The 22,451-nt window shown below is 49.9% G+C and carries 25 protein-coding genes; 15 read left to right on the forward strand and 10 right to left on the reverse strand.

The genetic code is table 11. From position 1 onward, the window contains the following. The first annotated feature begins 37 nt into the window (after positions 1-37). Positions 38-430, forward strand: a complete 393-nt coding sequence (locus B0I18_RS12580) for a hypothetical protein (protein WP_106523076.1) — start codon at positions 38-40, stop codon at positions 428-430. A 146-nt stretch (positions 431-576) separates the two neighbouring features. Here the strand turns inward: B0I18_RS12580 and B0I18_RS12585 are convergent, their stop codons facing one another. Next, positions 577-1,104: a 3-hydroxyanthranilate 3,4-dioxygenase gene (locus tag B0I18_RS12585; RefSeq protein ID WP_106523077.1), complete on the reverse strand. Its 528-nt coding sequence runs from the start codon at positions 1,102-1,104 to the stop codon at positions 577-579. A gap of 71 nt (positions 1,105-1,175) precedes the next feature. Between B0I18_RS12585 and B0I18_RS12590 the strand changes: the two genes are divergently transcribed. Genes B0I18_RS12590 through B0I18_RS12600 form a run of 3 tightly spaced genes read left to right on the forward strand, consistent with a single transcriptional unit; the run spans position 1,176 to position 3,580 of the window. After that, positions 1,176-1,403 (forward strand): AtpZ/AtpI family protein, encoded by a 228-nt coding sequence (locus tag B0I18_RS12590; protein WP_106523078.1) that lies wholly within the window; start codon positions 1,176-1,178, stop codon positions 1,401-1,403. A gap of 49 nt (positions 1,404-1,452) precedes the next feature. Then, complete coding sequence (locus B0I18_RS12595; RefSeq protein WP_106523079.1) at positions 1,453-2,385, forward strand: ComEA family DNA-binding protein; 933 nt, start codon at positions 1,453-1,455, stop codon at positions 2,383-2,385. 52 nt (positions 2,386-2,437) lie between these two features. Continuing rightward, the gene (locus tag B0I18_RS12600; RefSeq protein WP_106523080.1) at positions 2,438-3,580 is read left to right on the forward strand and encodes an acyl-CoA dehydrogenase family protein; all 1,143 of its coding nucleotides are present in this window, start codon (positions 2,438-2,440) and stop codon (positions 3,578-3,580) included. A gap of 166 nt (positions 3,581-3,746) precedes the next feature. Here the strand turns inward: B0I18_RS12600 and B0I18_RS12605 are convergent, their stop codons facing one another. Further along, entirely contained in the window at positions 3,747-4,310 is a 564-nt protein-coding gene (locus B0I18_RS12605) for a fasciclin domain-containing protein (protein ID WP_106523081.1), read from the reverse strand. 344 nt (positions 4,311-4,654) lie between these two features. Between B0I18_RS12605 and B0I18_RS12610 the strand changes: the two genes are divergently transcribed. Together B0I18_RS12610 and B0I18_RS12615 are read left to right on the forward strand one after the other, a co-directional pair. Next, complete coding sequence (locus B0I18_RS12610; protein WP_106523082.1) at positions 4,655-5,401, forward strand: hypothetical protein; 747 nt, start codon at positions 4,655-4,657, stop codon at positions 5,399-5,401. Between the two features lie 42 nt (positions 5,402-5,443). Then, positions 5,444-5,677: a hypothetical protein gene (locus tag B0I18_RS12615; RefSeq protein ID WP_106523083.1), complete on the forward strand. Its 234-nt coding sequence runs from the start codon at positions 5,444-5,446 to the stop codon at positions 5,675-5,677. A gap of 62 nt (positions 5,678-5,739) precedes the next feature. On the opposite strand, the gene B0I18_RS12620 is transcribed toward B0I18_RS12615, so the two are convergent. The 8 genes from B0I18_RS12620 to B0I18_RS25095 form a co-directional block, all read right to left on the reverse strand. Then, positions 5,740-6,288, reverse strand: coding sequence for an ORF6N domain-containing protein (locus tag B0I18_RS12620; RefSeq protein WP_106523084.1), 549 nt, complete (start codon positions 6,286-6,288; stop codon positions 5,740-5,742). Positions 6,289-6,555: 267 nt separating this feature from the next. After that, positions 6,556-7,392: an anti-sigma factor gene (locus tag B0I18_RS12625; protein ID WP_106523085.1), complete on the reverse strand. Its 837-nt coding sequence runs from the start codon at positions 7,390-7,392 to the stop codon at positions 6,556-6,558. An 8-nt stretch (positions 7,393-7,400) separates the two neighbouring features. Next, entirely contained in the window at positions 7,401-7,946 is a 546-nt protein-coding gene (locus B0I18_RS12630) for an RNA polymerase sigma factor (protein ID WP_106523086.1), read from the reverse strand. Positions 7,947-8,055: 109 nt separating this feature from the next. After that, positions 8,056-8,694 carry a leucyl/phenylalanyl-tRNA--protein transferase gene (gene aat / locus B0I18_RS12635; protein ID WP_106523087.1) on the reverse strand — a complete coding sequence of 213 codons (639 nt, stop codon included), beginning with the start codon at positions 8,692-8,694 and terminating at the stop codon, positions 8,056-8,058. A 95-nt stretch (positions 8,695-8,789) separates the two neighbouring features. Further along, positions 8,790-10,988: a carboxy terminal-processing peptidase gene (locus B0I18_RS12640; RefSeq protein WP_181358451.1), complete on the reverse strand. Its 2,199-nt coding sequence runs from the start codon at positions 10,986-10,988 to the stop codon at positions 8,790-8,792. A 276-nt stretch (positions 10,989-11,264) separates the two neighbouring features. After that, positions 11,265-11,990 (reverse strand): tRNA (guanosine(46)-N7)-methyltransferase TrmB, encoded by a 726-nt coding sequence (trmB, locus tag B0I18_RS12645; protein WP_106523089.1) that lies wholly within the window; start codon positions 11,988-11,990, stop codon positions 11,265-11,267. A 60-nt stretch (positions 11,991-12,050) separates the two neighbouring features. Continuing rightward, positions 12,051-13,328, reverse strand: a complete 1,278-nt coding sequence (locus tag B0I18_RS12650; RefSeq protein WP_106523090.1) for a NupC/NupG family nucleoside CNT transporter — start codon at positions 13,326-13,328, stop codon at positions 12,051-12,053. Between the two features lie 67 nt (positions 13,329-13,395). Further along, entirely contained in the window at positions 13,396-13,572 is a 177-nt protein-coding gene (locus B0I18_RS25095) for a hypothetical protein (RefSeq protein WP_181358452.1), read from the reverse strand. Positions 13,573-13,678: 106 nt separating this feature from the next. Between B0I18_RS25095 and B0I18_RS12655 the strand changes: the two genes are divergently transcribed. From B0I18_RS12655 to B0I18_RS12695, 9 genes are all read left to right on the forward strand, one after another. Continuing rightward, positions 13,679-15,256, forward strand: a complete 1,578-nt coding sequence (locus B0I18_RS12655; RefSeq protein ID WP_106523091.1) for a peptide chain release factor 3 — start codon at positions 13,679-13,681, stop codon at positions 15,254-15,256. A 12-nt stretch (positions 15,257-15,268) separates the two neighbouring features. Next, positions 15,269-15,724, forward strand: a complete 456-nt coding sequence (locus B0I18_RS12660; protein ID WP_106523092.1) for a hypothetical protein — start codon at positions 15,269-15,271, stop codon at positions 15,722-15,724. Between the two features lie 45 nt (positions 15,725-15,769). Next, positions 15,770-16,411 carry a LysE family translocator gene (locus B0I18_RS12665; RefSeq protein ID WP_106523093.1) on the forward strand — a complete coding sequence of 214 codons (642 nt, stop codon included), beginning with the start codon at positions 15,770-15,772 and terminating at the stop codon, positions 16,409-16,411. Between the two features lie 111 nt (positions 16,412-16,522). Next, positions 16,523-17,722, forward strand: a complete 1,200-nt coding sequence (locus B0I18_RS12670; protein WP_106523094.1) for a bifunctional 3,4-dihydroxy-2-butanone-4-phosphate synthase/GTP cyclohydrolase II — start codon at positions 16,523-16,525, stop codon at positions 17,720-17,722. Between the two features lie 228 nt (positions 17,723-17,950). Continuing rightward, positions 17,951-19,060, forward strand: coding sequence for a glycosyltransferase (locus tag B0I18_RS12675; protein ID WP_181358453.1), 1,110 nt, complete (start codon positions 17,951-17,953; stop codon positions 19,058-19,060). Positions 19,061-19,151: 91 nt separating this feature from the next. After that, a complete protein-coding gene (rpiB, locus tag B0I18_RS12680; protein WP_106523096.1) occupies positions 19,152-19,598 on the forward strand; it encodes a ribose 5-phosphate isomerase B in 447 nt (148 codons plus the stop codon). A 57-nt stretch (positions 19,599-19,655) separates the two neighbouring features. Further along, positions 19,656-20,516: a twin-arginine translocase subunit TatC gene (tatC, locus tag B0I18_RS12685; protein ID WP_245882091.1), complete on the forward strand. Its 861-nt coding sequence runs from the start codon at positions 19,656-19,658 to the stop codon at positions 20,514-20,516. A gap of 101 nt (positions 20,517-20,617) precedes the next feature. Then, complete coding sequence (locus tag B0I18_RS12690) at positions 20,618-21,607, forward strand: D-alanine--D-alanine ligase (RefSeq protein WP_106523308.1); 990 nt, start codon at positions 20,618-20,620, stop codon at positions 21,605-21,607. Positions 21,608-21,679: 72 nt separating this feature from the next. Further along, positions 21,680-22,444 (forward strand): PASTA domain-containing protein, encoded by a 765-nt coding sequence (locus B0I18_RS12695; protein ID WP_106523097.1) that lies wholly within the window; start codon positions 21,680-21,682, stop codon positions 22,442-22,444. Positions 22,445-22,451 lie beyond the last annotated feature (7 nt).

The following is a 22,451-nucleotide window of genomic DNA, read 5'->3' on the forward strand; positions in this document are numbered from 1 at the left end:
GAGGCAATTGCTTACCTGGTGTTGTAATGATTAGAATATGAGAAAAACATATAAGCGTATACTGGCGGGCAAACGCCTGGATGCCTTGTTGCAACTGCTTTTTGGCCTGGCTATCCTGGTAGCGCTGCGTTGTACTCCAGAGGTGCTTTTCCGCCTGCTGTGCGGCCTGTGTGCCGTACAGGGAATCAGTACCATTCTTTGGTTATACTTTTTACGGGAGGAGCCCAACCGGCTATGGATCGGTATGCCGGTACGTTTTACTTTCGTGTTGGTAGCGGCCATATGCCTGGCTGCAGGCTGTAATAACGATACGCATTTTAGGAATTACCTCGCGTTACTTACCTATCCCGTACTGGGACCGGTATACCTGCTGCTTACCTTCGACGAAATTCTTTACTACCGCAGGTTGTACGAAAAAGAAGCCGTCTGAAAGCAGTTGCTTTGTAGCGTGTATGCCCGGTACAAAGCAGATAACCTGGTGTTGCATTTTAAAAAGTAAATGCCCATTTTAGTACATAATAAAAGGACGTTCCCAGAACGTCCTTCTTATCGCTTAGTAAAATTGTTTTACCTGTATTATTTAACCGCTACCGGCGGTTGCATTACGGTGCCGCATTGGCTGCAGGTACGTTTGGCTTCATCGGCATAAAAGGCGTTCATTACCGGCGGCAATTGTTTTACGATATCGTTTACCGGCATAAACTCTTCGTACAGTTTATGCGAACAGTTTTCGCAATACCAGGAAAAGGAATCCAGCACATCGCCCGAACGCACTTTTTCGATCACGAGTCCTACCGTATTGGGGCCGCGCTGCGGGGAGTGGGGCACCCGTGCCGGCAGCAGGAACATATCGCCGGCTTTGATCTCGATCGGTACGATTTTGCCGTCTTCGATAATTTTTACGACGATATCACCTTCCAGCTGGTAGAAGAGTTCTTCGGTTTCGTTGTAGTGAAAATCCTTGCGGCTGTTGGGACCGCCTACCACCATAACGATAAAATCCTGTACATCTTTATAGACCTGTTGGTTGCCCACAGGCGGTTTCAGCAGGTGACGGTGCTCATCGATCCAGTTATGAATATTAAAAGGGCGTATTACGGACATGATGTGAAATATTTGGGCTAAAGATAGGCTATTTTGAAAAAAGGAATATTTCTGCTACATTTATTATTCCAATGAGCACAGCCGACAAAGACAACGAGAATCGCAGCAAAACCACGAATGCACTGCGTTACGCCTCCTGGGGCACCCAGATGATGGTACTGCTTGCCCTGGGCGTATGGGGTGGTCTTAAACTCGACGAACGCCTGCATACCAAACCGCTGTTCCTGATCCTGTTTCCCTTGCTGGCACTTACTTTCAGCCTGGTACAACTGTTCCGGCAACTGACCAGCCGCAAATGAAAAGAATATCGCCAACCGCACTGCATCACCCTTTTAAAAAGCGATACAGATGGCGACCAACCCTACTCCCGATCAACACCTCACCCGCAACCGCAGGACCGGTATCCTTGTACTGGCGGGACTTTTAATGATTCTGCTGGCGCTATGGCACTGGTTGCCCGACCTGTTGAAGCCTCCTGCCGATAAGGAAGCGCCGGTCTTACAGGCAGCCTGGGCGCAATTCAAAGCAGCACAGGGCGAGGAAGATGATGAAGCGGGCGATACCCCTGGCGCAACCGTTGCAGCAACAACGCCTGTTGCCGTTGTGACGCAATTGTTTCCCTTCGATCCCAATACGGCATCCGAACAAGACCTGCTGCGCCTGGGGCTGCCGCCGGGTACGGTACGCACGCTGATCAAATACCGGAGTAAAGGCGGGCACTTTTACCGTACCGAAGACCTGCGCAAACTTTATACCCTGAAGCCTTCGGATTATGAACGCCTGGCGCCGTATGTGCGCATAACGGGTGGTGCTGTACTGCAGGACAAACCCTACGAAAGGCAAACGTATCCTGCTTACCCGGCGCGGTCTGCAGCCACACCGGCAAGCCTGGAGCTGAACAGCGCCGATATGGCCGCCCTGGTGCGGCTGAAAGGGATCGGGCCTGTTTTTGCCGGGCGCATACTCCGTTACCGCGATGCCCTGGGCGGCTTTGTCGATGTGGCGCAGTTAAAAGAAGTATACGGTTTGCCGGACAGCGTGTACCAGCAATGCAGTGCCATATGTACTGCAGATCCGGGGAGGGTACAGTTAATTAATGTAAATACCACGACCGAAGCCGAACTGGCGCGGCACCCTTATATCCGCGCAAAACTGGCGTCGGGTATAATTAAACTGCGCAACGACCTGGAACGCTTTCGTGAAATAGCACAAATACGGCAGGTTCCCTTGATAAATGACGAAAAATATCGTAAAATTGCGCCTTATTTGCGTATACATTAAACATACTGAACAGGAAAACGGCCTTCACGCTATTTTTCGAAAATGAAATACTATGGATTTTAATCAAACCGAAACGCAGGTTCAGATCACGGAAATGATCCGTGATTTTGCTAATAAGCACATCCGCCCCGACATGATGGAATGGGACGAAAGCCAGACCTTCCCTGTGGAGCTTTTCCGTAAAATGGGCGAACTGGGCCTTATGGGTGTACTGGTACCCACAGAATATGGCGGTTCGGGCCTGAGTTACTTTGAGTACGTTACCGTGGTCAGTGAGATCGCTAAAGTATGCGGTTCTATCGGCTTGTCCGTGGCGGCGCACAACTCGCTCTGCACCGGTCATATCCTCTATTTCGGCAATGAAGAGCAAAAGAAGAAATACCTGCCTAAGCTGGCTTCCGCCGAGTGGATCGGTGCGTGGGGCCTTACCGAAGCTAATACCGGCAGCGATTCCGGCAATATGCGTTGTACCGCGGTACGCGATGGCGATGACTGGATCCTGAACGGTACCAAAAACTGGATTACCCACGGTAAAACCGGTAATGTGGCCGTAGTACTGGCCCGCACCGGCGAACCCCGTACCCGTAATAACGTTACCGCCTTTATCATCGAGCGCGGCACACCGGGCTTTAGTGCCGGTAAAAAAGAAAATAAACTGGGTATGCGTGCTTCCGAAACTACGGAGCTGATCTTCGACAACTGCCGTATCTCCGATGCGCAGCGTATGGGCGAAGTAGGCGAGGGTTTCAAACAGGCGATGAAAGTGCTTGACGGTGGCCGTATCTCTATTGCAGCCCTGTCGCTGGGTATTGCCAAAGGTGCTTACGAAGCTTCCCTGCAATATGCCAAAGAGCGCGAACAGTTTGACCAGCCCATCGCTAACTTCCAGGCTATCGCCTTTAAGCTGGCCGATATGGCTACTAAGATTGCCGGCGCTGAACTGCTGATCTACCAGGCTGCGGATATGAAAAACCGTGGCGTGAAAATGACCAAAGAATCTGCTATGGCTAAATACTACGCTTCCGAAGTATCTGTAGAAGTATCTACCGACGCGGTACAGATCTTTGGCGGTTATGGTTACACCAAAGATTTCCCTGTGGAGAAATACTACCGGGATTCCAAACTGTGTACCATCGGAGAAGGTACCTCCGAGATCCAGAAACTGGTTATCTCCAGGGATATCCTGAGTCAATAAGGCATAAAGCACAAGTAGGAATATAATAAAAGAGCAGGCCCATTCATGGACCTGCTCTTTGCCTTTAAAAAAGCGGGGATAGACAACACCGCCATCCCCGCCGACCAATCACACAACACACACAATTTTAAAACCAGGTTATCCGTCCTGGTATACGTTATGCCCGTTAAGGCATCAATACTGTATCAATCACATGGATCACACCATTGGATTGGTGTACATCTTTAATCGTTACTTTAGCTTTATTGCCTTTGGCATCCATTACCCAAAGCTCATTGCCTTTCTGCATCAGCGTAAGCGCGCCACCCTGTACGGTAGTCAGCGTTGCTTTGCCTTTACCTTCTTTTATTTTCGCCATCAGCGACTTGGCATCCATATTACCGGCTACTACATGGTAAGTAAGAATGGTAGTCAGTTTGCCTTTATTTTCCGGTTTTACCAGCGTTTCCACCGTGCCTTTGGGCAGCTTGTTGAAGGCTTCGTTGGTAGGGGCAAACACCGTAAAGGGACCAGGGCCGGAAAGCGTTTCTACCAGGCCCGCTGCTTTAACGGCGGCTACCAGGGTGGTATGGTCTTTGGAGTTTACTGCGTTCTGCACGATGTTTTTAGAAGGGTACATAGGCGCACCGCCTACCATTACGGTATGTTCTTTTTGGGCAAAGGCGCTACCGGCGCTGAATGTAGAGCAGATGATGGCAACCAGGGCGAGCATTTTGTTTGCAGTTTTCATAATTCTGTTTTTGCTTGTTGTTTGCTATCATATACGGGGGCGGTAACCGGCTGGTTTTAAGGAAACGTAAAAAAAATTATAAAGGGCAATGGGAGTCGTAAGGATACCTTCTGCTGCGGGGCAATGTTTAGGTGCCAGTTAAAAAAGCGGTATACAACGCTATCGGAGTATCGCCCGCGCTTCTTATGCAAGGATTACCCCAACATCATTCATTCGGTTGCCGGGGAGTTCTACCCGCTTGTCGAAGTACTATTAAAGACACATTATTTAAATTTTGAAAATAAATTTATTGTTTTATATCTTTGTTTTACATCTTTAGTTGTTATCTTTTAAATTATTTAAAAATGAAACAGACTATTCAGCTAATCGCCATCTGTTGTATCCTGTTTTGGGCTAATGCCTGCGATAAGCCACCGGCTACGGATCATGCCGGCAACGCGGTGCTATCGTCTGTAATGACCGTGTCTGTGGCAACAATAGGTAAGCAACACAACACGGCACTTGGCCGGTATCAAACCAATTACGGTTTCAATACGGTACCAGCATCACTTACTAAAGCGCAGGTCGAAACGATCATAAACAGTGCCAACCAGGTCATGATAGACCTGGGTATATTAACCGGTACAACGGCAGCGCAACAAACAGCGGATGATATGACCATGTATACCAGCCTTGGTTTCTTCGATGCTTCCGATAACCTGATGAGCCAGGAGGAAATTATAATCATCATGTTGGGGCAGATACAGAATGCGGCTATTAAAACAGCGCATGTAAATATGATCAACTATACGGGTAATGACTTTGGCACGTATGCTATGGGCCAGTTCAACGCGTTACTGGCTAACGCTACATTGAGCACAAGCGAAAAAGGAATGATTACTGGTGCAAAAAGTATTTTTTCCGCATCGCTGGACTTCTGGAATACGTTGCCGGCCGAAGCCATGAACGGCGGCAGGCAGGCGCTTATGGATGAAATGGGATATATGGTCGGGTTTATAATGGCGAAAGCTAACGGGCAGACAGATGGTATGGCTACTGTTTTTGGTCTTTATAACGGTATTCGCTTGTCCACGATGGCGGGTATGATGTGATTTATTTTTGATGGTTTAAACATATTAAAATAAATTTGACATATGGACATGCGACAAATCGATACCAGTAGGTTCAGCACGATTAAAGACCCCATGGACCGGGCTATATGCAGAACTGCGTATGAAAGGTCGATAAACGGGGAAACGGGAAATGCGATATTGGTCGTTTATGGTACCGCTATTTTCCTGGTCTTGTTTTCTATATCGGTTATCTTGCTGGCCCTGCGTACCTACCGGAAAAACAATCCCAGGGTTAAAATGCATAGCGTAATATAATGGGATAAACGCGGTACTAAAGGCAGATAGCCTGGCAGTACACAGGGCCGTAAGTAGGGTCATCATGCTTCGCGGTCGTACTGTTTGAAGCCTATTTTGTTTCTTGGCGTAGCAGGCACGTTTTGTTGTGCGATCAGTTCTTTAAGCACGGCAAAAATATGATCGATATCGCTCGTATTCGCTTTCACTTCTTTTTCCAGTTTGGCCAGTTGTATCAATATATCTTTATGTGTAAGCGCATATTCCCTGAGCCGTGTAAATACACGGATGATGCGAATGTTGACTTCTATGGCCGTTTTACTATTCAGAATACTGGATAACATGGCTACGCCCTGCTCGGTAAATACATTGGGCCTGTAGCGTGGACCGCCCCAACTTGAGGTCACAAATTGTGACCTCAAGTTGGTCCATTCTTTTTCTGTCAGGGCAAACATAAAATCCTTGGGAAAGCGTTCTATGTTTCTCTTTACGCTTTGATTAAAAACCTTGGTTTCTACGCCATACAATTGGGCCAGGTCGCGATCGAGCATTACTTTCTGGCCCCGGATGATGTAAATAAGGTTCAGAATTTTTTGCTCGGCTACTAAGGTTTGCAATGCTGCTTTTGCCATAGGGTATCTGCTTTAAATATTATCGGGTACTTCAACCGCTTCATGATATTTTTATAGTGTGAATTTAATTTATTTATACTATATATCATGTAAATGAGGTCTGAAAATATAATATTAAAGCTCCTGTTCCATTCCTTTGGCATCTTTTCTAATTGAGTACTGCTATATTAAGATAGGCTGAAAATAGCTCTAGGCAAAGGTTAGGACGGACACAAAAAAGCCCCGCAATATCTGCAGGGCTTCTATATTTTTGAGCGTAAGGGTTTTTTATACTTTGCCCGCTACATACATTTCGGTAAGGGTTGGGGTAGGGCTGCCACCTTCTTTTTCGAGGGTAATAGCAAACATCTGCGCTGCAGGAATCACCTTCATCTTCTGCATCATTTCCCCGGTGTTCATATCGTACACACCGGCATCAACGGGTTTGCCGTCTACGATGGCCCAGAGCTGGTATTGCTTGCCGGCCGGCGGTTTGGGCAGGTCTTTAAGCGAGAGGTATACATCTTTGGTGCGGGTATCCCACATCAGCATGGCATTATTGGTTACATGGTCGCCTACGCCGGCCAGGTGCACCGGTTTCATGGCCGGGTCCATCATCATAGCCATATGTTTGCGGTTCTGCTCCATTTGTTGCTGCAATTGCCGGTTGCCCGCCAGTATGTTTTCCTGCTGCGATTTTATGGCGGCCAGTTCGTGCTCCGATGAGCGCGTACGTTGCCAGGACATTACATTAAACACCAGGCTGATCACCAGCAGGGCTACAGCTGCAGCAAGCGGGGTGTACAGTCTCCTTGTTTTGGTCTCGGCCTGCGGCAGGGTAGTAACGGGTTGTTCCTGCGCGGCAGGAGCGGCAGGGAAAGGTACAGCCTTACCGGTAGCTTCCTGCTCCAGTTTATCCCAGATGCTTTCTTTAAGTCCTTCCGGTGGAGGCAGGTGGTAAGACGAAGCAAAATCTTCCATCAGCCGCTGTTGCTCTTCTATAGCAGCAGCGATCTCCGGATGTTGTGCAGACAACAATTCCAGCTCACGCACTTCCTCACCGGAGGCGATACCCAGTACGTATGCCTCGATGATTCCTGATGATATATATTGTTGAACGTCCACCTTATTAATTAATTCATTAAACTTTTTAATTGCGCCAGAGCCGCCCTGGCACGCGTTTTTACTGTACCCAGCGGCATATTCAGCGCCTGGGCAATCTCCTCCTGGGTATAACCGTTAAAGTATGCCAGTTCTATGATCCGGCGATGCTCCTCTTTCAGCCCTTCCACCAGTTTCTTCAGGCCCATATGGTCGGTCCTGATGGCGGTAGAGAGGGCAGATGTATCGGTATATACGCTATTTTCGAGCGTAGAGATTTTCTTATCCTTGTTAAAGCCTGCAGACCGGAATACATCGATGGCCGCATTGCGGGCAATGTTCAGCATCCAGGTGTAGAGCCTGCCTTTACCGGCATCATAACTTTCGATATGCTGCCATATTTTTACAAATACTTCCTGTAAAACGTCCTTTGCCGCCTCTTCTTTGTTAAGAATCTTCATGATAATACCATACAGCGCGCCGCCATAGTTATCGTAGAGATAACTATAAGCCTGCCTGTCCCTGGTTTTAAGCAGGGCAATCAGTTCTTCTTCTGTATTAGCGGAGAATGGAGGCAATAGATGTTGGTCTTTTCAGGTGTCAAATATAAGCCGGCAGACTTTATAAAACTGAAAACATTAAAAAAATATTTATTAAGGAAAACACAAACCTGGTCCGACACCCCGCTTATGCATACTGCTGTAGTAAATGCCGGTACTCCTCCATGGGGATCATTTCAGCGCCCAGGCTCATCAGGTGTTCATTGGGCATCTGGCAGTCGATAAGCGGGTATTGGTTTTGCCGGCAAAGCCATATCAGCGCGGTTTTCGATGCGTTGGGCTCCAGGCTGAACATGCTTTCGCCGCAGAACACCCTGTCGGTTACTATACCATAGAGGCCACCGGCCAGCCGGCCATCGCGCCATACCTCCACGCTGTGGGCATGCCCGCTTTCGTGCAGCCGCATGTAAGCCTCCTGCATATCAGGCCCGATCCAGGTGCCGGTCTGCCCTTTGCGGCTTATGCCGGCGCAGTGTCCGATCACCGCTCCGAAGGCCTGGTTAAAGGTCACTTCGAAGAGGCCTTTACGCAATACCTGCTGCATGCTTTTGCTCACCTTTACCCGTTCGCTAAAGATGACGCAACGCGCTTTGGGAGCGTACCAGCAGATAGGATCTTCTTCGTTGTACCAGGGAAATATGCCCTGCCGGTAAGCCTGTAGTAAACGGGCTTCCGACAGGTCGCCGCCTATGGCCAGCAGGCCGTCTTCGTCGGCCAGTGCAGGGTCTGGAAATGTTATAACCTTCGGGGATAACCGGAATACCATCGGGCAAAATTAGAGATAAAAGGGACAGGCCCGGGTAAAAAGAAAAACGGTTGCTCCCGAGCGGGAAGCAACCGTTTACCTGTTGTTATGCCATATTACTGGTGGCTGGCATTCATATGTAATACTTTGGCACTGCTGGTCAGCCAGTCGTCGATTACGTTGGCCGTTTCAGCGATATAAACGTCTTTCTTCAGCGCTTTCAGCCATTCTTCGTTCTTGGCTTTGGATGAGGTATCCACATTGATCCTGCGCATATCCGCTTTCAGGTTTTTGACCATAATGGGCGATCCCATTTTATCGAGCTCCTCCAGTTTTTTGGAGATGGCTTCCGATTCTTTTTGTTTCGCAACAAAACGCTGCTCGTTCAGCGGCACTACGTAATTGTCCTGCTGCAGCTTGAGACGGTCGGCGGTTTGCCTGATGATGCGGAAGGTTTCATTGGCGCTAACCCTGGCCTTGCTGCTGGCAGCCAGCGAAGCGATAGCCGGTGGTTTATCCCAGAGTTTGAAAGATGCCGCTGCAATCTTATCCCAGGGCAGTGCCTGTTTATCTTTGCGTTCGCCGATATTGTCGAGTTGCTCGTAAGCATCCGGCAGTATAATATCGGGTGTTACCCCTTTCAACTGGGTAGAACCGCCGTTGATCCGGTAGAATTTCTGGATGGTCAGTTTGAGGGAGCCGATACCGTCGTATACCGCATCGCCGCCTTTGGCTTTATTAAAGGCCATTACGATCTGGTCGCGTACCGAGGCATTCACAAACTGGTCGAGCGATACGAGCTTCTGTACGGTACCTTTACCAAAAGTATTGGTGCCGATAATAACAGCGCGGCCATAGTCCTGCATGGCTGCTGCCATTATCTCGGAAGCAGAAGCGCTGCCGTTGTTGACCATAATAGCCAGCGGACCGTCGTAGATCGGTGCGTTGTTGGAGCTTTTTAAGATGGTATTCTGGCTGCCGCTGCTGCGTACCTGTACCACGGGGCCTTTGCCGATAAAGATGCCCGCCATGTCAACTACATCGCTCAGCGATCCGCCGCCATTGTTGCGCAGGTCGAGTACGATACCGTCTACTTTTTCTTCTTTTAATTTGATCACTTCGTTGGCCACATCCTGGCCGCTGCGCCTGCCGCCGTTTTCGCCGCTAAAGTCGGCGTAGAACTCGGGCAGGTAGATATACCCTACGCGTTTACCTTTATTTTCGATAATGGCCGATTTGGCAAAAGTATCTTCCATTTCCACTTTACCGCGCAGGATGGGGATCACTTCATTGGTACCATCGGCGTGTTTTACGGTAAGCCTTACCTCGGTGCCTTTTGGACCGCGGATCAGTTTTACCACTTCGTCGATCTCGAAGCCTTCTACCTCTACCGGCTGCGCATCGCCCTGGGCCACTTTAATGATAATATCGTCGGCCTTCAGGTGGCCTTGCTGCCAGGATGGGCTGCCGGTAATAATGGCGGCTACTTTGATCTTACCATCCTCCTGCTGTTGCAGGGAGGCGCCGATACCGATAAAGGAACCGGACATCATCTCGTCGAATTTCTTCTTGTCGGCCGGTGGCAGGTAATCCGTATGCGGATCTTCGGTGCCGGTAATGCTGTTTACGAATAAAGAGAAACGGTCGTTATCGTTCATCTTTTTCAGCCTTTTGAAATAGCGGTCCTGGATCTTCAGGATGCTTTCGCGGGCTTCTTTTTCGAGGGTTGCAAAATCCCTGACTTTATAATTGGCCGAGTCTTTTGCCTTTTTATCTTCCCCTTCTTTCAGGTCGATGTATTTAGCCAGCACGCGGTATTTCATTGCCTGGTTCCAGCGGGCTTTCATTTCGGTATCGTTTTTGGCATAGGCCAGTTTCTTACCGTCCAGCTGGATGCTGTCGTTCTGGTCGAAGCGGAAGGGCTGCTGCAGGCTTTCCTTGTAGTAGTGCTCGGCTTCGTTCACGCGTTTTACGAATACGGCGCTTACCTTTTCGTAGAACTCGAGCGAATTGTCCATAATCTCGTTGTCGATCTGGTTGCGGTAGCCGGCCAGCCCGTCTATATCGGATTGGAAAAAGAATTTCTTTTCAAAGTCGAGGTTCTCGAGGGTCTTGTCGTAAATGGATTGGGAAAAGGCGTCGTCGATGGGCCGTGGGGAGTAGTGCCCCTGTTCCATAATACCCATTACCGTCTGGAGAATTGTTTTCTGTTCCTGTGCACCGCCACCTCCTTCTGTTCCTCCTGCATAACGGAATGAAAAGAAAACAGCCAGGCCCGTCAGAATAAGTGCAGGTATTAGAATTTTATTTTTCATGAATTGCAACATATCTTTAGCGTAATGTTTTTTCTTTAAACGTAAAAAGCAAATGTAAAGTATTTTTGAGTTAACAAAAGGCTAAGTGTCAAAATCACCCTATGCGGGTGAGCGCCTTGTCCAGAAAGGGTTTCAGGGCTTCCTATAAGCTCTGTCTATGCCCCGATTTCCGGGCTGTCCCGGGTTTTACTATCGCTTAACACGTCGTATCTTAATACAAAAAAATACCCGGATAAGTTGTCCGGGTATTTTTTTACGGGTATTCCGTATGCTGCCTTAGTCAGCGCTTTCAGGTTCTTTTTCCCCGCTTTCGCCTTTAAACATTTCTTTCAGGATCTCATCCTTTTCCAGCGGCAAAGGTTTATTGACGCGGAACCGCAGGTAGTGTATGCGGTTGCTGCCCGCGATATCGAGGCCTTCGTAATGGGTCTTGATGGCCAGTTCGGGCGATACTTCGCCTTTGGCATAAATATTATCGTCGTCGTGTAAGAGTTCCAGTCCGTAAAGTTCGATTACCGCTTTGGTAAAGCCGTACAGGGCCGGGCTGTCTGTTTTGAGGTTGACTACGCCGCCGGGCGCAAGCACTTTATCGTACAGGCGCAGGAACCTCGGATGGGTCAGTCTTTTCTTCATGCGGGAAGCGCGCAGTTGCGGATCCGGGAAGGTGATCCAGATCTCCGATACCTCGCCGGGTTCGAAGTAATCGTTCAGTTTATCGATATGCGACCGCAGGAAGGCGACATTGTTCAAACCGTCGTCCAGTGCGGTTTTAGCGCCACGCCAGATGCGGTTGCCTTTAAGGTCGATACCCAGGAAATTGCGTTCGGGGTACAGCCTGCCCAGGCCTACGGAGTATTCTCCTTTGCCACAGGCGAGTTCGAGGGTAAGCGGGTTTTCGTTTTTAAAAAAGGTATGCCATTGGCCTTTCATATCCTGCGGATATTCCAGCACATTATTGAATTCCTTAATGGCATTGAAACGGATTAGTTTTTTTTGTCCCATCTAAATTGTAAATGCATTAAAAGCTGCGTTGCAGCACCAGCGCATATTTCCGGGCAGGGCTTACATCAGTATGCCGGCAATGGCCCCGGAAAGGTACGACGCTAAAGTGCCGCAAAGTAAAGCCTTTAATCCCAGACGGGCAAGGTCGGCCCTGCGTTCGGGCGCCAGGGCGCCGATACCGCCGATCTGCATACCCACGCTGCTGAAGTTGGCAAAACCGCAGATGGCGGTTGTTACGATCAGCAGCCCTTTTTCGGTAATGATGGGCACTTCTTTCGTGGTGAGGCTTTTGAAGGCGAGAAATTCGTTGACGGACAGCTTCTGTCCCAGCAGGGTGGCGGCGCTGCTGATATCGGCTTCGGGAACACCCATAGCCCAGGCAAAGGGGTAGAACACTTTGCCGAATATCCAGTTAAGCGACAGGTCGAAACCAGGATTGAATACATGACCCGCTTTGAGCAATACCCAGTCGAGCAGGGCGATCAGCGCGATAAAACCGATCAGCATAGCGATCACGTTCATGGCAATCTTAAAGCCGTCGGCAGCCGCATGCGAAATGGCGTCGATCAGGTTGGTATATTCGCTTTTTACTTCCAGTTTTACTTTGCCCAGGGTTTGCGATTCTTCAGTCTCGGGCATCACGATCTTCGAGATGACGAGCGCGCCGGGCGCGGCCATCAGGCTGGCCATAATCAGCTTGGGCGCCAGGTTCAATCCTGCCTGTGCGCCCATATTGGCATACACGATCAGGATACCGCCGGCAATACAAGCCAGGCTGCCGCTCATGGAGGCCAGCAGTTCGCTTTTGGTCATACCCTTAAGATAAGGACGGATCATCACCTGCGCCTCAACCTGGCCAACAAAGGCGCTGGCCACATTACTCAGGGCTTCGGCGCCGCTTACCCGCATAATAAAATTCATACCCCGGGCAATTACGGATACGATCCGCTGCATGAGGCCGATATGGTAAAAAATAGCCACCAGCACACATACGAGGATAATGGCTGCTGTAACACTAAAGCCGAATACAAAGGGATTATCGCCGGAGATCTGCTCGCGGTAGGGCACATTGCCATGACTATTGGTCTGGGTAATGATGCCGCCGTATACAAAGGCAGCGCCCTGTTTGGCAAACTCCTCGATCTTTTGCATGCCCTTACCCAGGTAGGTAAAGAAGGTGCGCACGGCCGGTACCTTAAGGATGAGTACGGCGATAATAGCCTGGAGGGCCAGCCCGCTGATTACAAGTCTTGCATTGATCTTTTTCTTATTGCTGGAAAATAAGAAAGCGATACCCAATATCAACACCACGCCAATAAGTCCTGTAAATCGTTCCATTAAGGAGGCTTAATTTTTTAGTAAGGTGCAAAATAAATTATTGTTGATTATTATCTTGTATTTTATGTTAAATAAATAAGGTAAAGATAACATTGGCATGACCGGGTGCTGCCGGCTCTATAGTCTGGAAATGGCTTCCGTATTGGTTTTCTGCGGTTTGGATGGTGTCCGGCCCTGCACTGGTAGCAGCGTTTACCCTTGCAAAGCGAAGCCCCGTGGGTAAATAAACCTCGATTTCTGACAAACTTTCCGCAACTTTGCAGCCCTCTGTACACCCCTGTGCCCATCTGCGCGCGGGTGTATGCGGGATGGCGAGCCCATACCGGGCGCCTAAACCAGCTGTTTACCTAATGAAATATATTAACGAGATCAACCGCCGCAAAACCTTTGCCATCATTTCGCACCCGGATGCGGGTAAAACCACCCTTACCGAGAAGTTCCTGCTTTTTGGCGGCGCGATACAGGTGGCCGGTGCGGTAAAAAGTAATAAGATCAAGAAAGGAGCGACCTCCGACTTTATGGAGATCGAACGCCAGAGGGGTATCTCGGTAGCTACCTCGGTAATGACCTTTGAATATAAGGACATGCTCATCAACCTGCTGGATACGCCGGGTCACAAGGACTTTGCCGAAGATACTTACCGCACGCTTACCGCGGTGGACAGCGTAATCCTGGTGGTGGACAGCGTAAACGGGGTGGAAGAACAGACCCGCCGCCTGATGGAAGTGTGCCGTATGCGCGATACCCCGGTAATCGTGTTCATCAATAAAATGGACCGCGACGGTAAATTCCCCTTCGACCTGCTCGATGAGATCGAAAAAGAACTGAATATTTCCCTGCACCCGCTTACCTGGCCTATCAATATGGGTAAGGAGTTTAAAGGGGTATATAACCTGTACGATAAGAGTCTGAACCTGTTTACACCCGGCCAGAAAGCCACGGATGAAAACAGTGTGCCGATACACGACCTGGCCGACAAACTGCTGGATGAGAAAGTAGGGGATCGTGACGCCGCCCAGTTGCGGGAAGATGCCGAACTGCTGTCGGGCGTATATGGCGACCTGGATGCTGAGGACTACCTGAAAGGCAGGGTAGCACCGGTGTTCTTTGGTTCGGCGGTCAACAACTTTGGTGTAAAGGAAATGCTGGATACCTTTATCCGTATTGCTCCTACCCCCGAAGACCGCCAGACCGACAAGGGCCTGGTAAAACCTACGGACGATAAGTTCAGCGGTTTTATCTTCAAGATCCACGCCAACCTCGATCCCCGTCACCGCGACCGTATCGCGTTCCTGCGGGTATGTTCCGGCAGGTTTGAACGCAATAAGAATTACCATCATGTAAGGCTCGATAAGGATGTGCGGTTCAGCGCGCCTTATAGTTTTATGGCCCGCCAGAAGGAGGTAATCGACGATGCTTACCCCGGCGATGTGGTCGGTTTGTTCGATACCGGCAACTTTAAGATCGGAGATACGTTAACAGAAGGAGCGGATTTTTACTTTACCGGTATGCCCAGCTTCTCACCCGAGATTTTTAAAGAGGTGGTAAACAAGGACCCGATGAAGACCAAACAACTGGAAAAAGGCCTGCGCCAGCTTACCGACGAAGGTGTGGCCCAGCTGTTTACCCAGCATAACGGTAACCGTAAGATCATCGGTTGTGTGGGCGATCTGCAGTTCGAGGTAATCCAGTACCGCCTGTTGCAGGAGTACGGGGCCTCGGTAAACTTTGTGCCGCTTGCCTTTTATAAGGCCTGCTGGATAACCGGCGAAAAGAAAAAACTGGAAGATTTTGTACGGTTCAAACAGGCCAATGTAATGGAAGATAAGGATGGTAACCTGGTATACCTGGCGCAAAGCGAATGGTTCCTGAATACGGAAAGACAGAATAATCCCGATATCGAGTTCCATTTTACCAGCGAGTTTTAAAAAAAAGATCCAATGAAGGGCGGAACCATCTGGTACGATCGGGCTGATGTCAACAAAGCCATCGTGATCTGGTCGGTTGTTTTTGCCCTGCTGGCGGGCGGTAACCTCTGGGTAGCCGCCCACCAGCCAACGGGAAGCGTGCCTGCACTGTCCGGCCTGGAGTTATTGTTGCTCCTGCCTTACTGGATAGCCTGCCTGGCCTATACTTTAGTTCTGTTTGCCGGCTTAAAAGACGGCAGTACCTGGTTACCCTGGCCTTTGTTTATCCTGTTGCAGCTGGCTATACTGTGGCTGGACGAGGGAAAAGAAACGATAAGCTGGGTAGCCGAAACCTGGGAGAGCGACCGTTACCTGCTCGTCCCGTTTTTTTATTCTGTAGTGGTATACCTGATTACCCTCTGTCTCCGGAAGCGGTTGCGTTTATATAATGAAGCGGCCTACCGGGAGCAGGAGCAAGAAGATGTTTAGTTCATTACGAGAATCAATAAAATTGGCTATTTTGCCGCCTGTTCAATGAATTTTTCCGAAGCGGTCATAAAAGGAGTATTGCTGGGCCTGTTCATGGCTATATCGGTGGGGCCTACGCTCTTCGCCGTTATCCGCTATAGCATGCACCATAGCTATAAGGCCGGTATCGCCTTTATATTCGGCGTTTCCTTCAGCGATATCATCTATGTAACGCTGGCCAATATTGCGACCAACTGGCTCAATTTTCTCGAAGCCCACCAAAAGACCGTAGGATATATCGGTTCCGTATTGTTTATCGGCATGGGCCTGCTGAGCCTGTTGCGCAAGTACAAGCCCAAACGCCCCAGCCAGGGCAAAGCGCTCGATATCAGCGCCGGCGCTTATTTCAAGATCTGGGGCACCGGTTTCCTGATGAATGCCCTTAACCCGGCCGTAATCCTGTTGTGGGTAGGCTCTGCCATATCGGTTGCCGGGGCTGCTTTGCCGCCGCGTATCGTCTTCTTCGGCGTATGCCTGGGTATCGTACTGGGGTTCGATATCCTTAAAGTATTCCTGGCCGATAAGATCCGCCGCAGGCTTACCCTGCGCCGCATCATGTACCTTAACCGTATTTCGGCCGTCTGCATCCTCGTATTTGGCTTTATCCTCTTAGCCAAAGTTTATTTCAATATAGAATTGAGTCATTAGGCATTTGCCCTTTTTGCCGATTCCTTGTCTTACCTTTGCATTTTTAACATTGAAAGTTGAGAATGGAAGTTTGAAATCCAGGATTAAGTTTCACAAATCTTAATTAGTTTCATGCTTAACACTATTGAAGAAGCATTGGAGGACATCAGGAACGGCAAGCTGGTGATCGTTGTGGATGATGAAGACCGTGAGAACGAAGGCGATTTTATTACCGCTGCCCGGAATGTGACCCCCGAGATCATTAATTTCATGTCCAAACACGGACGGGGACTGATCTGTGCGCCGATCACCGAAGAAAGGGCAGCCGCTTTGAACCTGACCCTGATGGTGGAAAACAACACCGTGCTGCACCAGACGCCTTTTACCGTATCGGTCGACCTGATCGGTCAGGGCTGCACTACCGGTATATCGGCCCAGGACAGGGCCAAGACGGTACAGGCGCTCATCAATCCCGAAACCAAACCCGAAGATTTGGGCCGCCCGGGGCATATTTTCCCGCTGCGCTCCAAGCCGGGCGGCGTACTGCGCCGTATCGGCCATACCGAAGCCACGGTTGACCTGGCCCGCCTGGCCGGTTTCGAACCTGCCGGCGTACTGGTAGAGATCATGAACGACGACGGGACTATGGCCCGTTTGCCCGAACTGATCGAGACCGCCAAAAAATTCGACCTGAAGATCATTACTATTAAAGACCTGATCACTTACCGGCTCGAAAAAGAAAGCCTGATCGAGGAAGAAGTACGTGTAAAAATGCCGACCAAACATGGTGTGTTCGACCTCGTAGCCTTCCGCCAGAAAAATACCGGCGAACAGCATATTGCCCTGATCAAAGGTACCTGGGAAGAAGATGAACCCGTACTGACCCGCGTACACAGCTCCTGCTTTACCGGCGATATCCTGCACTCCCTGCGTTGCGACTGCGGCGAACAGCTGCAGGCTGCCATGGAAATGGTAGAGCGCGAAGGCAAAGGCTGTGTCTTGTACATGAACCAGGAAGGACGCGGCATCGGCCTGATCAATAAACTGAAAGCCTACAAGCTGCAGGAAGAAGGTAAAGATACCGTAGAAGCCAACCTGGCCCTGGGTTTCAAAATGGACGAACGCGATTACGGCGTAGGCGCGCAGATCCTGCGTCACCTGGGCATTACCAAGTTAAGACTGATGAGCAATAACCCGCGCAAACGTGCAGGCCTGCTCGGTTATGGTATCGAAATCGTGGATACCGTGCCGATCGAGATCGCGCCCAATCCACATAACGAGTTTTACCTGCAGACCAAAAGGGATAAACTGGGACACGAGATATTAAAGTAATTGGCATTACGTATGCTATTCATAGCGAAGAACAGGCAGGCTCAGTAACCTGCCTGTTTCTTTTTTACAGGACCTATGGCCCCGCTTCGGCGCCTGCCGGGCGGCTTTACCCCGTCTTTTCCCTTATCTTTGAGCCCTGAGCTGTTTTAATTTTTAATGAAGCTACTTTTTACCGCAAATCGATTTCCTTACCCGCCTTACCGCGGCGACAAGCTTAAAATATATCATTTGGCCAAGCGATTGGCTAAGCGCCACGAGTTACACCTGGTTACCTTCCTGCAGGATAAAAAGGACCTGCGTTACCTGCCCGAGCTACAGCAAATCTTTACCGAAATACACCTGGTGCCCCTGCCCAGGATGGCCTCCTACTGTAATAGTCTTATGGCCCTGTTTCGCCGCGAACCTTTCCAGGTAAGGTATTTCAGCTCGGCGGCTATGCAAAAACAGATCGAAACGCTGCAGGCGCAACACCGCTACGATGCCGTGCATGTACAACACCTGCGCATGGCCCAGTATTGGGCCGGTATTAAAGAGGTGCCCCGCATTCTCGATCTGCCCGATGCCTACTCCCTGTACTGGAAACGGCGGGTGGCCGCCAAAAAGGGCATCATGAAATGGTTTACCCAAACCGAGCAGCAACGCGTATTTGCCTACGAACAGGTACTGGAAGACTATGACCTGTCGCTGGTATGCTCGCGCGAAGACCAGGCTTACCTGCGCGAGGAACGCGGCATCAGCAATGTACAACTCCTGCCCAATGGGGTAGACCTGGCCACCTTTTCGCAGCAAGCCCACGATTATACCCACGCTAAACATATACTCTTTACCGGCAATATGGACTATGCGCCCAATGTGGACGCGGTCGGCTATTTTGTCCGCGACATTTTTCCCCTGATCCGAGAACAGGTGCCCGGGGTACGGTTTATTATTGCCGGGCAGCGGCCGGTGAAAAAAGTGCTCGAGCTTGCCGGGCCCGATATCGAAGTAACCGGTTTTGTAAAAGACCTGTCGGCCATGTACCGCAAAGCCTCGATTGTGGTGGCGCCGCTGCGCTTCGGCGCCGGCACGCAGAACAAAGTGCTGGAAGCCATGGCCATGGGAGTACCGGTGGTAAGCCGCAACATCGGGTTTAACGGCCTGGACATCAGTTCGGGCGAAGGCGTGATCCTGGCACTCGAAACCGAAGTATTTGCCGGGGCCTGTATCCGGCTGCTGGGATCGGAACAACTGCGGCGCGATACCGGTGAGCAGGGCAGGGCGGTGATCCGCAGCCGCTTCGACTGGGATGTGGTGGCCGCCACACTGGAGGGTTATTTCCGGCAGGTACAACGGCATTGAGCATAGGTATAAAAAATATTTACGGCTTACCAAACCCTTAACCGGTTTATACCCCCACATTTCCAATATATCGTCTTAACTTTGCAATCTTATGCAGACTACATTCAATACCTCATTGCCTATTGCCATCGGCAGCGACCACGCCGGCTTCAAATACAAAGAGCAGCTGAAACAGTACCTGATCCAGAAGGGGATGACTGTGGAGGATAAAGGTACCTTTTCGGAAGAGTCTACCGACTATCCCGATTATGCCCACCCGGTGGCCACTATGGTAGAAGAAGGTGCGGCGGCAGCCGGTATCCTGATCTGCGGCAGCGGCAACGGCGTATGTATGACTGCCAATAAACACCAGGGTATCCGTGCGGCTTTATGCTGGAATGAAGAACTGGCCATGCTGGCCCGCCAGCACAACAATGCCAATGTACTGTGTATGCCTGAGCGTTTTGTAGATTATGCTACGGCGCAGAAAATGGCTGAACTGTTCCTGAGCACTCCCTTCGAAGGAGGCAGGCACGAACGCAGGGTAGAGAAGATCTGATCTGCTCCCTGCTTAAAATCCGCAATGGTTGCACAAGCCTAAAATCATCCGTTTCCTTTGAGTATTCTTGATAAATTCCTGGAAAAGCGCAGCAACAGTAATCCGAACGCCGAAATGGGCTTTACGGATCATATTGAAGAATTGCGCTGGCATATTGTAAGATCGCTGGTAGCCATTATCCTGGGCGCGCTGGTGGTGTATTTCAATATCGATTTCGTATTCCAGAAAATCATCCTGGGCCCTGCCAACAACGATTTTATTTCGTACAAAGGTTTATGCAGCCTGGGTAAAATGATGAACATCGATGCGCTATGCCTCGGCGATGTCAATATTAAATTCCAGAACAACCAGCTGTCGGGACAGTTCATGATGAGCTTTTCCGTATCCTTTATGCTGGGCTTTATCCTGGCTTTTCCCTATGTATTCTGGGAGTTCTGGAAATTTTTCAAACCGGCGCTCAAACCCTCGGAGCTAAAATATGCCAAGGGCATCGTTTTCTGGTCATCAACCCTGTTCTTCGTGGGGGTGGCCTTTGCCTATTTCCTGATCGCCCCTTTTACCATCAACTTTTTTGCCAATTACCAGCTCAGTCCGCAGTTCGAGAATATTATCACGATCGATAACTATTACGATACTATGAGCGACCTGATCCTCGGTATGGGCATCGTTTTCGAACTGCCGATCCTGGTCTATTTCCTGTCCCGCCTGGGTATCCTTACGCCCAAGGTTATGCGCGATCAGCGCCGTATCGCCATCGTGATCATCATGGTGCTGGCTGCGGTTATTACGCCGCCCGACTGGTTCAGCATCTTCCTGGTGGCTATCCCGCTGGCCTTTCTTTACGAAGCAGCCATTATGGTCAGCGCCCGTATCCTGAAAGAGAAGAAAGCCAAAGAAGATCAAACATTGGACTGGTAGGCAAATATTTGTTGTTAATTTTTAGCCTATTGCGTAAAATTCCCGGATAAATCCATCCGGCATTGTATATCTTTGGTCTTCTATTTGCTGTTTCCTATTTTATGAAGAAAAAAATTGCCCTGGTGGCCGGTGGTTATTCCGGCGAATACGTGATATCGATCGGTACTGCACAAACCATTGAAAAAAACCTGGATCCCGAGCGATTCGAAGTTTATAAGATCATCATCAATGCCGAAGCCTGGTGGCACGAAACGGCAGACGGCGGCAAGGTAAACGTGGATAAAAATGATTTTTCCATCACTGTGGACGGCCGGCATATTACCTTCGATGCGGTATTTATAGCAGTACACGGCTCGCCTGGCGAAGACGGCAAGCTGCAGGGTTACCTCGATATGCTGCGTATCCCGTACACCACCTGCAACTCCATCGTGTCGGCACTTACCTTTAATAAAAGCTTTTGCAACAAGGTCGTAAAAGATCATCATATTGTCAATATCGCCAACTCGGTGGTATTGTATAAACATGCCTCCTATTCGCTGGGCGCGGTATTCGAACAACTGAAATTACCGGTATTCGTAAAACCCAACGAAAGCGGCTCCAGCCTGGGCGTAAGTAAAGTAACCGCACCCGAGCAACTGGTGGGCGCTATCGAAAAAGCCTTTAGCGAAGACAGCCAGGTACTGATCGAAGAGTTTATCGGGGGGCGGGAACTGACCATTGGCGTATATAGTCTCAAAGGACAGGTCTACACCCTGCCGGCTACCGAGATCGTGAGCAAAAATGAATTTTTCGATTACGAGGCCAAATACACCGTTGGCGTTACCAACGAGATTACGCCTGCACCGGTCGATTCCCATATCAGCGGGCAGCTGAACCGCAAAGCCGAAGCTATTTATCAGCAACTGAACTGCCGCGGCGTGGTGCGTATGGACTTTATACTGGAGGAAAAAACAAACGAACTCTATTTCCTCGAGGTCAATACCATGCCGGGCCAGAGCGAGAACAGCATAGTGCCGCAACAGGTAAGGGCTGCAGGCATGGACCTGGAAACCTTCTATGGCAACCTGCTCGACGAGATCCTGGCTTCCTGAACGGGACAGCCCTGCACGATGATATACCGGCCGCCTTGTGCTGCCAGAGTTGAACAATAAGTGAGTTTAAACATGTCAAGACCTTTCCGTAAAACCTTTTTAGGCAACCTGCTGATTATTATCCTGATCTGTATCGGTTTATACTGGCTCTTCTTTGCTTCGCTGGGCTGGATCACCGGTCATGGTGAGGAAGTAAAGGTACCCGACCTGAAAGGAAAAAATCTTGCTGAAGCAGTTGCTTTGCTCGAAAAGGCAGGATTTGAAATAGATATCGATTCCACCTATGTACCCGAGGAGAAGCCCATGGCTATCCTGGACCAACAGCCCGAAGGCGGTACTACGGTAAAAAGCGGCCGCACTATTTTTCTTACGATCAACAAGCAAAGCCCGCTGAGCATTCCCATGCCCAACCTGGTTAATATGTCGTACCGCAGCGCAGAGATGTTGCTCAAGAGCAATAAGCTATTGCTCGGCGATACCACCATGCGCCCCGATATGGCCCGGGGAGCCGTGCTGGTCCAGATGTTTAACGGCAAAGAGATTGCACCGGGACAACCGATACCGCAGGGCAGCAAAATTGACCTCGTGATCGGCGACGGGCTTGGCAATAAAGAGATTAATGTACCGGACCTTACCGGTATGACCTATCCCGAGGCCATTGCCGTGCTGAGTGGCAGCAACCTGCAGTATACCGCCAGCTTTGAAGGTCCCATTACGGATACCACTACAGCAGTAGTATATCTGCAACAACCCGAAGCGATCAACGAAATGAACGAACCCAATAAGGTGCCCGAGGGCGATAATGTGGATATCCATATCAAACAGAGCATGGATTAACCCGGTA

Source organism: Taibaiella chishuiensis (assembly GCF_003014535.1).
Taxonomy (GTDB): domain Bacteria; phylum Bacteroidota; class Bacteroidia; order Chitinophagales; family Chitinophagaceae; genus Taibaiella; species Taibaiella chishuiensis.